At 45.3% G+C, this 12,872-nt stretch carries 9 protein-coding genes and 1 pseudogene; 5 read left to right on the forward strand and 5 right to left on the reverse strand.

The genetic code is table 11. The features are described from left to right. Nucleotides 1-35 precede the first annotated feature (35 nt). Nucleotides 36-653: a TetR/AcrR family transcriptional regulator gene (locus tag ACES2C_RS11105; protein WP_374163179.1), complete on the reverse strand. Its 618-nt coding sequence runs from the start codon at nt 651-653 to the stop codon at nt 36-38. A gap of 394 nt (nt 654-1,047) precedes the next feature. Continuing rightward, nucleotides 1,048-2,498 (reverse strand): annotated as a pseudogene (locus tag ACES2C_RS11110) (IS1182 family transposase). Between the two features lie 100 nt (nt 2,499-2,598). Between ACES2C_RS11110 and ACES2C_RS11115 the strand changes: the two are divergent. The 3 genes from ACES2C_RS11115 to ACES2C_RS11125 all read left to right on the forward strand — a co-directional run bounded on the left by ACES2C_RS11115 (nt 2,599) and on the right by ACES2C_RS11125 (nt 4,543). Further along, nucleotides 2,599-3,192, forward strand: a complete 594-nt coding sequence (locus ACES2C_RS11115) for a TMEM175 family protein (RefSeq protein ID WP_374163180.1) — start codon at nt 2,599-2,601, stop codon at nt 3,190-3,192. 230 nt (nt 3,193-3,422) lie between these two features. After that, nucleotides 3,423-3,983: a hypothetical protein gene (locus tag ACES2C_RS11120; RefSeq protein ID WP_374163181.1), complete on the forward strand. Its 561-nt coding sequence runs from the start codon at nt 3,423-3,425 to the stop codon at nt 3,981-3,983. A 23-nt stretch (nt 3,984-4,006) separates the two neighbouring features. Continuing rightward, nucleotides 4,007-4,543 (forward strand): LysM peptidoglycan-binding domain-containing protein, encoded by a 537-nt coding sequence (locus tag ACES2C_RS11125; RefSeq protein WP_374163182.1) that lies wholly within the window; start codon nt 4,007-4,009, stop codon nt 4,541-4,543. A 143-nt stretch (nt 4,544-4,686) separates the two neighbouring features. Here the strand turns inward: ACES2C_RS11125 and ACES2C_RS11130 are convergent, their stop codons facing one another. The 3 genes from ACES2C_RS11130 to ACES2C_RS11140 all read right to left on the reverse strand — a co-directional run bounded on the left by ACES2C_RS11130 (nt 4,687) and on the right by ACES2C_RS11140 (nt 7,361). Next, on the reverse strand, nt 4,687-6,375 hold the full coding sequence (locus ACES2C_RS11130; RefSeq protein WP_374163183.1) for a hypothetical protein: 1,689 nt from the start codon (nt 6,373-6,375) through the stop codon (nt 4,687-4,689). Further along, on the reverse strand, nt 6,366-6,557 hold the full coding sequence (locus tag ACES2C_RS11135) for a hypothetical protein (protein WP_374163184.1): 192 nt from the start codon (nt 6,555-6,557) through the stop codon (nt 6,366-6,368). Before ACES2C_RS11135 ends, ACES2C_RS11130 begins: the two co-directional genes overlap by 10 nt. 84 nt (nt 6,558-6,641) lie before the next feature. After that, nucleotides 6,642-7,361 carry a response regulator transcription factor gene (locus ACES2C_RS11140; RefSeq protein ID WP_374163185.1) on the reverse strand — a complete coding sequence of 240 codons (720 nt, stop codon included), beginning with the start codon at nt 7,359-7,361 and terminating at the stop codon, nt 6,642-6,644. Between the two features lie 248 nt (nt 7,362-7,609). Here ACES2C_RS11140 and ACES2C_RS11145 point away from each other — a divergent pair, with 248 nt between their 5' ends. Together ACES2C_RS11145 and ACES2C_RS11150 are read left to right on the forward strand one after the other, a co-directional pair. Next, on the forward strand, nt 7,610-8,461 hold the full coding sequence (locus tag ACES2C_RS11145; RefSeq protein ID WP_374163186.1) for a hypothetical protein: 852 nt from the start codon (nt 7,610-7,612) through the stop codon (nt 8,459-8,461). Beyond that, on the forward strand, nt 8,458-12,852 hold the full coding sequence (locus tag ACES2C_RS11150; protein WP_374163187.1) for a hypothetical protein: 4,395 nt from the start codon (nt 8,458-8,460) through the stop codon (nt 12,850-12,852). Before ACES2C_RS11145 ends, ACES2C_RS11150 begins: the two co-directional genes overlap by 4 nt. Nucleotides 12,853-12,872: the final 20 nt, after the last annotated feature.

The raw sequence follows: 12,872 nt of genomic DNA on the forward strand, positions 1-12,872 counted from the left end.
AAAATGACCGACGGTCACCTTTTGGATAAAAAAAGTCAGGTCTTCAGTCCTCCTATTACGATTTCAGAGTACAGCTCGAGCAGGTCTTTTCTTTCGAGCTTCACGATCTCTTCTATGAACACCCTCTTTGCTTCTATGAAATTCATCAAACCCATACAACTTCCCCATATTACATAGGTACAATACGAAGGGTCCAGATCTTTTTTAATCAGGCCCGCCGACTGGCATCGTTCCAGGTATCCGGTGAAATAATTTTTCATTTCCGAGCTTATACTTAGGTAGCTCTGGATGTTGCTTTTGAAGTCGGGTCTTTCCATATAAATAAATAGCTCAAAATATTTTGGATATTTTAAGTAGTATCTATAAAACGCCATTATTAACCCCTTTAAAGCATCCAATGGATCATTTTCTTTTTCCACTGCTGCTTTAAAATAGTCGAGCAATACGCTGAGTGCTTTGGCACTCACCTCCGCAAGTAAATCATCCTTACTTTTGTAATATTTATAGATAGTCCCCTTGGCAACACCCAGGTGGGCAACTATCTTATCAATTGTAAGATATTGAGCACCGACATCCCTCAATACATAATCTGCTGAATTGAGAATTTGCTGTTCCCTTTGCGATCTCGGTAGATGTTTAGTTCGTGTTCCCATAAAGTGACTGTCAGTCATTTTATGACAGATGATAGCTCGGTTTTGTTTTAAGTTTGATGAGAAAAGGTCGATGAACGGCTTTACAAAGTATAGCCAGTCCGGTGATGCTTCTGTATTTTGTATTCAATAAAACATGGGGATCCAGCCCTAAAAAGCCAGTTCATAGATGAATTGTTATATTTGAGTATGGAATCCGCTGAAAAAAGGGACTGGAATTGGAGGAGGGCACTGAAAAAGCAGCTCAATAATGCTGTATTAAAAAAGCGATCAAGAGAAAGGCAACTTTTACTTGGTCGCTTTTCTTTTTGTCCACTATTTGGTTGGGTGGTTTTTTATAGCCGATACAGGCGTATACAGAACAGATTGGGCAATCGGGCGTGATTTTTCCGGGAACTTAGTTGATCAGTTTGATGATCCTTTTCAGATTTACAGTAAAGATGGCCAGTGCGCCCTGCATCTGCATATTTTCGATGCCATAGGCTATCGCCCGGCCATAGCCATGAACGTTTTTTAGTTCACTGTTCTTGGCTTCGACCTTATACCGGTGTTTGATCTTCTGCTTATACTCGTCTGTTTCCTGAAATGCCATCTGCTGCAGGTGCGTGTCTGATTTTATACTAACCGAGTAGGTTTTGAACTTTGCTCCGGGCCTATAGCAATTCTCTCTCAATGGGCAAACCTTACACTTTTCAACATCAAAGTAATAGGTGTCCACCTGGTTTTCTCCAATATTTTTTTCCCGCAACGTGCCTTTCGGAAGGCCAGATGTCCCGCCGGGCAGACGAACATATCAGCGTCCTTATTGTAATCGAACTTATCTTCTTCTTTTCTGACCCCCTGGGTGATGGCAGGGTTCAGTTTGGCCACCGTTTTGATGCCTTGTCCATTCATTAAGGCAAGGTTATCTTTCCCTGAATAAGCTGAATCGCCGATGACCGTTTCTACTTTAATGCCATTTTGCTGACTGATCTCCAACAGTTTGGGGAGTTGGGGGCCATCGCCCTTTTCCCCTGAAGTAACTACAGCAGCAGTGATGATGCGCTCCTCTGTCATCGCCAAATGGGTCTTGTAACCAAAGAATGAACTATCAGCTGATTTATGGCCTGTTTTGGCATCCCTGTCTTTGGATAATGTATAGTGTTCCTGCGTATCTGCCACCGTCTCTTTCAACAGATTCAACTTCTCTTTTACCGACGGTATCTGGCTTAGCGTCTTGTCAGCTTCGATACACTTTTCCAATGCACTGCAATAGGCCAGTTCTTTATCCAATTCCTCTGTGCTGTTCTTTTCAGGCATTATTGCTTTCATGTCTTCATCTATCGCGTATACCGCTTTGCGCAGTAGCTTTGAACGCTCCCGTAGTACTTCCAAGGCTGAATAAGGGTTTGACCTCGACAGGGAATGGGTAGCATCAACAATGATAGACTTTGACCGGATGATCCCTTTTTCAATAGCTATTGTTACTGTTTTATTAATGAGCAGGTTTAACAGATCATTATCCTTTAACCGCAGCTTCCTGAACTTTGTTAATGAACTGGGGTCGATAACTCCTTCCTCAGGCGACATATCAAGGAAATATTTGAAGGACATATCATACTGCGAACGCTCAACAACATCCACATCCGAAACCGTATAGATCGTTTTCAACAACAGGTATTTGAACATTCGCACAGGGCTTTCAGCCTTCCTGCCGTTGGTCATGCAATATTTGCTGACCAGTTCTTCATAGATAAATGTAAAATCTATCAGGTCGTTGATCTTACGCAGAAGATTGTCTTTGGGAACGATCAGGTCATATAGCCCTGAAAACGCGCTGAACTGTATCTGTTGTTGTTGGGCAAGCATCTTAGTGTCTTTCTTTCGACACTTTAAGATACAAAAAAGGAGCAGAAAACCCTCGTCTTCTACTCCTTTTGTCCCTTAGAACTTTTTCAGTGCCTTCGAATTGGAGAGACTGATCTTTTTCAGTGATGCCATTGTTGCTATCGCCATTACGTTGCTGGCCTTAGCTCTCAAGATCGATGCTGCATCTGAACGTCATATTACTTTTGCAGATCTATTGCGTCCCTGGAAGACTTACCTTGCTTTTATTCTTTCCTTTGTTAACATCGCGGGCTTCTGGCAAAGACATCATACCATCTTTTGTTACATCCGGAAAATTGATCAAAGGATGTTAGTGCTGAACCTCGGCTGGCTGTTTTTTATCGTCGTTCTGCCTTTTACAACATCTATTCTCAGTTTGCATTTTTCAGATACGCCGGCTATTTTTCTTTATGCCAGCAATGTTTTTATGCTGTCACTTATGCAAAAACTGATATGGGGCTATGGCGCTGATGAGCTGACAGATGCGCTCGATACGGAAAGGGCGAAGCATATCGATTTGATGTTTAGCCTGGACATGCTGAACGGTATAGTTGCGATTATTGTTTCCTTTTTCTATCCAACAGCCGCCTTTATTCTTTTATTCTTTAAGATTCCGCTATTTGTTGTCGCCTCCCTTTATTTTGCTGCGGAACGAAGGAAGAAGTATATCAAATAACAAAAATAGTCACCTTAGTAGAAGGATGTGAATTGTTACTTATGCGCCACATCATTATTCGCCTAATGCATTAGCCTGCCACTGGAAGATTGGTATAAGGTCTAAAATAGCTATTACTAGCTATTTATCAGTCTTGTGTAGTTGCTTAAATTGTCATTGAGTCATCTTCCCGCTATGGGAGGACTGAGTCCTTGTTAAAAAAGATTAATGCTTCGGAGATAGTTTAACTCATGGAAGGTAAGACCAATTATGAACGCTACCGGTGGACATCGTTTTGGCTGGGCTTAGGAATCGTGATAGGTGTTATAATCGTTATTTGCTCTTCGGCCTATGAAAGGTTCGACTGGGCTATTGCGCTCTTATGGTCTTTTGGTTATCTCGCGTTAGGGGGATTACTGGGCTTTATTTTCAGTGTTCCTAAGATAATTTCAGGAACTCCAGGCATGACACCCCCTTTTTCCGAATCTGTCAATTTATTAGCGCAGAAAAGGAGAGTGGAAGAGAATACGAACCTGACCCAGATTTCTGACTGGCTAACCAAAGTTTTGATCGGCGCCGGTTTGGTTGAGCTTAGAGCGATTCCTGATTTCGTTTGGAACGTGGCGGGAAAAATGGCGGGAGGACTTAATTTGACGTCTTCTCAAGTTGAGCAAATTCATGACACGGCCAGGGTTTTCTCCGCAAGCATTATCTTATACTTCGTCACCTGGGGATTTATCTCGGGCTATCTTGTTATGAAATTGGTTTTAACTGACCAGTTTTTAAACAGCAATGCTAATCCTGATCAATAAGGTTATACCTAAAATAATGAGCTATGCAATACACAGTTAAGCCGGGAGACACTTTAAGTAAAATTGCTAACCGGCTGAAAGTTCCGGTCGCCAGCTTGATTAAACTTAATTCTCAACTTGCCAATCCGGACCTTCTTATGGTTGGGCAGGTTATTTATGTTCCGAATATGGAAGACGTGCCTGCAGGGGCAAATTTCGATACCCCTGTAAAGGTTGAGCAACTCGTTTTGAGGGCCAGATCGGTGGTTAATTGCAATATCCGCTATAAGCTGGGCAGCGGGGGAACGCACCCTGAAGAGAGCAGTCCTTCAAGGGACAGCCTCTGCGACTGCAGCGGATTTGTTTGCTGGGTATTGGGATTGTCGCGTCAAACTAACATTCCTTTTTATAAGCATTTCGGAGGCTGGATATTTACTGACTCTATAGAAGCCGATATTAACAGTGCTTCGGGGATTTTTGAGCGACTGAGCCGTCCCGAGCCTGGTTGTATTGTCGTATATGGAGCCGGATCTAAAATTGGACACGTTGGCGTTGTTCCGAAGTGTCAGGAGATTCCATGAAAAAAGTCATTCACTGTAGTGCAGGGAATGACCGGGCTTTAAAGCCGCAATTCAGGAGACTGCACCTACTGTGTTTAACCGGGCTGATAGCGCATGGGGGAAATTTGTAGGGTAGTAGTTAGTCTATGCTGATTCTTTAGCCCTTATTTTTCGTCGTCTACAATTAATCCTCTTTTTTCCATGTCTGTTATAATTATATCTATGAACATGTTAGCGATAGTTCCCTTGCTGGCTGTTTTTCCCAACCATAGATAGGCATTAAGAAATGGAGCCCGGACAACGTTGTCGAATAACTTCCTGAAAAAGGACTTTTTCCTGAGTTTTGGCAGGATCATGCTTTTCCATTTTTGCTGCATCTCTTTGTCGTCCATTTTTTGCTCTGCGACGTTCTGGATGTTGTCTAAGATGCATTTGATGCGACGTTCAATGGCGGGTTTGAGGCCTAACAGATACGAAAGCGTGATGTGCGGATACCCATAGGACATCTCTTCAGATGGCCTCACGACGCTATAGCCGTTCGTTTCGTCGCCATTAATCCGTATATCGGGAATGACTGGCAGGTAGTTGATGCCCTTGTTTGAGACTGTATACTTTGATCGCTCCACATTTCTATAACCGAACTCAAGTATTGGGTTTTTTGCGTCTTCGGGGACGTTAAGGTGTCTTTGCAAAAATTGTTGACAGTTGCGACGGCCAAGGAAGAAGTCGTGTTTCCTGAATTCTTTAGAAAGGAAGCCTCCGAAGCCGCCCAGGGAACCACACGCAATCGTGTACTTTTCTCGTTCCCCATTTTCCTTGTGCCTTACTGGCATAATCAGATAACGCGTGTAGTCGTCGCTCAGATATGCACGTTTTATCTGCTCGTCTTTCAAGGTTAGCTGTCCCAGCATGGCCGATAGAATAGAGGGTACAACATGCCTCCAGGCTTTTTTTGGGGTAAAAACCGTCGCTTCTTCCTCGTCGTCATTAGGGAAAGGGTCTATCATTAAGACCATCGAGTCAAATTCCGAAGCGCTGGTTTTTAAATCTGCCGTATCAATATTTCGTCTGTCGTTGAGTAATTGCTGGGTCATGTCATATGGCTCGTTGTTAATGACACCGCCATCAACGTTTAGAGATAAAAACTCGTCTCCGGGGGGCAGAAAATCATATGTTACCTTTTGGGGCTGGTTCAGTTTCCCTGACAGCATCAAGTTCAAATACTTATTGGCCCGTATATCTGCGTTGCGGCGCGTCAGGTCACGGCTTTCCAGGCCGACCGGGAAGGCCCCTGTCGCTAATGCCGCCTGCTTCAGTATGTGTGTATTCAGACCGCTTGGCGAATTGAAATTGACGGGTATGCGTCCGTCGTTATTGTTCCGGTCACCAAGTCTGAAGAAAGCATAATCGCGATGCATTTTCATCCGGTGTTCCCGGGGTCCCATACTTGTCTCAAATTGTACACGGTACGAGAAGCCGCGTAAGTTCGTGATAGTGGTAAAAATATCGGCATCGTCCGCTATATACGGGCGATGATAAGGGGCTTCTACCCGTTTATCGAGTATCATGCCGGCGATATCGTTAATGAAGGAGGAATTAAATCCCGCCCTCACTTCCTTGTGTTTGTTAAATTCCAAATCGCTCTCGATGTCATCCGTACTCAGCAGGCAGGCCATCATATCTTTGCCGTCCTCCTCTTTTAAATTTACCCAGCCGTTATAAAGAGGATTTTGATTGGATTTCTCTTCACTATTGTCCATGTTGCTTGTAACAGGAGCGAAGGGGGATTGTATAGCCGCGGCGGTAATGGCAGCAGTCATTCCTCCTGCCGATGCGCCGCCTATTACCTCCACTTTGAAATGATGCTCCGGTACCCCCTCAGTTTACCTTCTTTTTGAAGACTCTTGGCTCTTTCCCAGTTTTCGAGTGCCTCCAGCAGATAGTCCATAACGCCGGCTGTGTACGCTCCGGCGGATACGGCACCAGCCATGCATAAGCCCGCATGGAAAGTGTGGTTTGTTGTCTCTTCGCTCATGTTGCAATGCTTTGGGAAAGCAATTTGATGAAATATGGCCTTCTTTAAAATAGCTATAACTAGTTATTTATCAATGCGGTGTTCTTAAATTAAGGCAAAGCATACTGCAAACCGGATAAGTTGAGACAAAGAGTTGACCTCTAATTTATGGATGATATTTTTGCGGTGAGCATTAACCGTGTGAATAGATATAAATAGCTTTTCCGCAATCTCCGCACTGCTTCGTCCTTCGACAATTTCGCAGATAATCTCTTTTTCTCTTGCGCTTAGAAGTGAGAAACGTCGCAGGTTTTTCCGAATGAACAGATCGTCTTCTACAAGTTTGTCTAATTTTCTTCCCGCATAACTCAGCATGTTTGCCTGAACCGCAATATGGATCATCTTGTACGGGTTGTCAGAGATAGCGGTAGGATAGAGTCTAGATGTCGTAAAGTACCAGGTGTAATCGTGATGACTGTCCGGACGAACCCGCTGGTAGAATGAATGCATCTTTGTCGAGTCGTCCTCTTTGACGAATTGAATCAGTTCGCGTTTTAATATCCTGATCTCATCCGAGGGGAAGAATTCAGTAAAATAATCACTGCCCATCTGAGATAGATCTTCACTGCTGCGCCTTAGAAAATCGCAGCCATATTTGTTCATGTAGGTATTCACCATTATGCTCAGGTCTTGCACCATTACACTACCGGGCAGACAATCCCCAACATCCTCAATACGCAGGAGGTTTTTAGAAAGATCTTTCCCAATCATAAAGAGCTTCGTCCGGTGGGCTTCTTGTAATTCAGCCTGGGTGTGCGCTTTCATAGACAGACAGTTTAATTATGGCAGGTTTGTAGTTGCTGATAGTTTAAATTTAGCTGTAAAATCGTTAATGTCAATGGGTTATATCTTGGTTTGGTGCTTTTTTTAAAAAGGGAGTCACCGCCTTACGGGGCAGTGCAGCATGGTTAGAAAAAGCGTTTAAGGGGAGATAAATAGCTAGCACTAGCTATTTTTTTACAATTGGGGCATAATAAATTTGAGTTTCCTTTTGCCCACTAACGAACCTACTTATGACGAAAGACCAAATTGCCAGCTTGTTAGCCGGTTTAACCGGAAACCTCCGGGTTAGCACTGAAGAGGACGCTGCACAGATGCTACATCTGCAACAGACCCTGGCCGGAGTCTTACTCCATCAGGATATCAACCCGGATGAAAGACGACGATTTAGCTTTGCCGGCGCTCCTTTATGGAGTACAGATATCGTTGAAAAAGTCCGCAGCCCTGTGTTTGACGTCGCGAAGAGCAGGGGAGAGCCTGGCGAGTCGGAGCAGATGCATGTTGTTTTTCGGGATAGTCCGGTACGTTCCAGTCAGATCAAAGGAAGTATTACCAGGGAAACGGCTGGTACGCGTGTGAGTAAAACACTGGGTCCATTTAAGGATTTGACCGGCAGGGATATCTTCGTTGATTTCATAAAGGTTCAAAAGTTGTTATCCCTGTATGTGCAGGGTAACGCAATGCCTGTTATCTTATTCAAATCGTCCGTTCTGATACAAAAACTTAAGCCTCAGCAGTCAGGTGGCGCCACGGCTAAAAAGTATACTGTAGATCCGAACACAGTGTGGATCAGTGCAAAGCTGTTTGATAGCGCAGCTGCGCAAACGCTTTATTTTCCCCTGCGTGTAAAATCAGGGGAGATAAGCGTAAGCTCCACGCCTGTTGCTGACGGGAATAAACTTACCGTTAGTTCTCAAACCACGGTTTCTGTCCATCTTGTATTAGATCAGAAAGCAGCAGAGACTACTGCTGATGCTGATCCCGTTTACGGGCTCGATGCTGTGGTTGCGGAACAGGTACTGCCTCAGATTTTCAAGTTTCAATTTACCGGAGACAAAAAAAGATTGAGGAGATCTCTGCTTTGAGCTGTAAACTTTACGGACAGGAATATCATTTCACGTTTCAGAATGATCAATCGTCGGTATACAACGGTATTCTTAATAGAATTTGCATTCCCATTAAGTGTTCGGAGCAAAATTTTAATATAAAGGAGGTTAAGTCGGGGCTCATAAAGCCGGATGGAACAGCAAAAATAAGCTCGAACTGGTGGACTATTCCGACTGCGTCAATAGATTTGGCAAAGCCGCTGGAAGCAGATGGGAACGGTGGTTTTCTTATTGCTTGTGCCCGTGGCCTGCAGGTATCGGTAATCGGTATGGAGCGGTCCCTTTCATTATCTGCGCCCTTTTTTATTGTTGAACCTGGCAGAATCGGTATCACCGAACTTGAAAGCAATGGAGGAGGCTATCAACACATACTGACTGCCTGGAAAGACGAAATTAATCCCTATGGCAGTAGTATTGCTATCAACCTTTTAAGTAAGAGCTGGTTTATTTATAACTCGCTGTCTTCGGGAGTGGAGGGTCTTAGCTTGTTTGTAGATGCCGACTTTCAGATCGACAGGCCAGTAAAAGCTGATGGCAACACAGTGTCCCTGCGTTCAAAGAATAGTGTTTTGGTCTTGTATGCCACAAAACAGGCCAGGAGCATTGTGTTATACGACGACAATATCATCTGGGATAGCTCGTTACCGGGGGCAAAGATCCCCACAGTGAAACCAATGGCACTGGCCATGCATAATGCTTTATTCACTGTAACACCGGCTAACGGAGTGGCACTCATAGGGGAGTACGACAAGGATCTACGGCACATTTTTTTGGGCAACCTCTATGTTACATTCGGGCTTTTTAATTATCTGCCCACGCTTCCTGATCCGTATGCCGCGAATCTTAGCGCCCTGAAAACCCGTCTGAGCAGTTCGGCTGCAGGACGCAGCATAGTGTGGGTCTGGCTGGCCTGCCATATCGCATGGAGTAAATCCGAAAAGGAGCACGATAGCGTTGGCGTGTCTTTCTTCTTTGCACCCCTTTCTCAGCCGTTTAATGTGATAAGGGAAGAGAATGAGACAATGGAGACAACAGAGGGTGCTGGGGGTAAGCAGGAATTTGGTGAAGCGATTAAGCAGCAATCGGATGGGTTCTACAGGCAGTTTTACAATATGCCTCTGCCCGCGAAGACTGATGACGTGATGTTTGCTATGTCTCTGCAAAACCGGCAGACAGTGGTTGAGGACAGGCTTGCATTTGAAACGTTTTCATTACTCGACGTAAGCAGCAAGGCCAACCAGATGGGAGTGGCCTTTACCGGAACTGAGCAGAACAAGGCGTTGCTGCGTACCATGGGCGTCAGCCTAGCCGAAGATCAGCAAAGCGGCAGCGCATTTCCGATTCAGGTAAGTGGACTAGACATTGTCACGCCTGGCTATAATGCCCGCGCTTTCACAGTGCCGCAGATAGCATGGGAGCCGGTCTTTAACCTCACTCCCCCAGGAGTGTCCCTTGATCCTCCCCAAGGCTGGAATTATTTCCCGAACGACGGATTTGCTACGCGAATCGGTAATACTTCTAATCTCCCTGTTTCTCTTTCTCCCATACCGATGGCGAAGTATCTGGAGCAGATGTATCGTGACAAAAAGGACGGGAAGACCTACGCTGTGTTTAACCTGCCTTTTGGCATGCTGGCGATGACTGTTCTGGATAGCGGGTCGGGCCAGAGTAAAAAGCCTAAAATAAGGAACGTGAAGCCTTTGTTCGATCAATATATCCATGGGGGTATTCAGCTCGAACTCACTGCCGGAGCGTCGTTCAAAGAGGAGGATAACCTTTTTCAGGGGCTTACAATCCAACTGGTAAATGTGCTGGACATGTATGGGAAGCCCCATAACCAAAGTACGCTCGGAGGAAGTGTTGAAGATATTTTCAACAGAGAGTTTTCGAAGGCTCCAGCAAATCCTCAGGATAATACCCGACCTGCAGTGCCTTTAACGCGGATCGGACTGAGCGGATACGGTGCTAATACTTTCAGCGACTGGCACAACAAAAATGCTGCCTTTGCCGAGACAAGTCAAGCCACTTTTAAGGTTGTATCAGGGCGTACCGCCCATGAGGTGGTTCAGGTTAAAAGTGTCATCTATCCCTGGGGAATATTCGTAGTACGTACCATCACAATAGTAAGGCTTAGTAACGGATACGTAGCCCGACTTGATAGCGGCTGGCAGGCTGAAAGCGCGGGTAAGTTTTATTTTGGAGTGAACAATAGCAGCAATCCCTACGAGATACATACCGGCATTGTAAAAGGCGTATACAACGTCAGGAATATTCGGGAAAATGAATTGATCCATTCTGATACAATGACGATTCATACAAATGACACCATCTTTAATCCTGCAACAAACAAGGAAGAGATTTATACAGGTGCACCTTACACCGCAACAGCCCGGTTGCGCGGCCTGACTTTCGACGCCGATTTTGAGATTGAAGATGTTGTTGAGGGAGCGGGTGCGAATACCTATATTCCGTCAAAGAGTGTCCTCGGTTTTGTACAGCTATCGCCCAGAGGAACGCCCATCAGCAAGGCTAACTTTCAGACATTGCTTAAGTCACAAAATGATTCGATCGGTGGAACGGTCAACTGTACAGTCAGAGTCGCCGGCAGTGATCAACTAATGAAGGTGAACCGCATCGACGTAAATAACGCCGTGGACGAAACAAACTCGCCGGTATTTGTTGCTGCTGCCCGAGGTGCAGTAGTGATGCCGAAAGATGGAAGCTGGACCATGGTAACTCATCGCAGGAGTGACGGGACAGTCGCTCCTTTGCCCCCAACCATGTCGGCCCCCCTGATCCGCATCGGTAAGTGGGCTAAAGACGGTCTGGCTAATCCCAAGGATGCCCTGAATTTGTTGCGCATTGCGCACCCTTCCGAGCTTTTGCGGAAGCCCAATAACGATACAGTCAATTACGGTTTCCTTCAAAATCTTAATACCCAGAAAGTCCTGTATCTCACCCCATCTTTTAAAACGGGTGTTAATGCGCTTCTCAGTAAGACGCCACCACTGCTGGCAGATGCCTATCGCCTGCTGAACACAAAAGGCGTCTTTCCGAATATCGGTAATGCCGAAGATAATGTCGGTGCGGCTATTCAGCTGCTGAAGGGAGTTGATGGCGCGGGGAATGCTTTGCAGGCTTTTGAGGCGTTTGCCGACAAAACAGGCAATATAACAGATGCTGGCAAGCAGGTGTTGAAGATCCTGGAAATCGAGATGAAAACTGAAGCCGGAAAACTGATGGATCAAGGTTACAAGCTGCTAAAGCAACATGCAAAGGACGCGCTTGATCAGGTGTTCCGGTTTGATCTTCCTGACATTGAGTACGAGCTGGTCAAAACAGAGGGTCTAAGAATATTTATTGAGTATAAGGCAAGTGGAAAAAGCGGCAATTTTAAAGGGAAACTCGATTATGATGTCGATTCTTTTGCCCCTAAAATTGCCGACCAGTGGAAAGGCCGGATGAACAATATGGCCATGGTTGTTGATTTAGGTCCGTTTGACCGACTCATGACTATCAAAGGGAACTTTAACGCTGCAAAAGGAACGGAAACGAATTTTGGAGGTAATGAAGCAAAGGACAGCAACACCCTGCCCCACCCTGAGATTGAGTTTAGCGACGCGTTGGAGCCCGTGATCAAGATATTGGAAATACTAGCACAGCTAAGTCAGGGTAATTATTCTGACGCCCTTAAGAATGGTCTTAAAGTGGCGATGAGTAATAATGCCAACATCTGGGAGTATAAGTACGAGGCAACAAAAGACATTCCATTAGTCCGGTTTCCGCTGGGGGAACTATATGAGTCGCCCCAAACTCCTTTAAAGCTGGAAGCCAGTATGAGTATGGGCGTTTACTTCAATGCAGCACTTCGCGTTACAACAGATCCGACCCAGCTATTACCCACAGCTGGAGCCTTCTTCAAATTTCACGGTGGTTTACAGGTAATGTGCGCGACCGTAGGAGCGGGGACCATTTATGCGGTTGGAAATGTGGATTTAAAATTGTCGGCAGATACGAGCCCCAAGATCGCTCTTGCAATGAAGTTCGGGTTTGGCGCCCAGATAGGAGTGGGATTGCCTGTCATCGGAAATGTGAGTGTTCTTTTTATGGTGGGGGTGGAGATCTATGCAGATTCAAGTCAAACGGTCATTGTAACCGCACTGATGTACTTCCGCGGACATGCAGAGATACTAGGAGGGATTGTAGGGGTAACAATCACCATAGAGGCGAGGGGATCGGTTATCAAGTCAGGACCAGAGGCTCCTACCAACTGCAAGGCAAGTGTATCATTCGGTCTCGACATTAACATATTCCTGGTCATAGACATCAGCTTTCACGAGTCGTGGGAAGAGACAAGGCAGATCGCATAGCAATAAATATTTAAAAGAAT

This window comes from Arcticibacter sp. MXS-1, assembly GCF_041902385.1.
Classification (GTDB): domain Bacteria; phylum Bacteroidota; class Bacteroidia; order Sphingobacteriales; family Sphingobacteriaceae; genus Arcticibacter.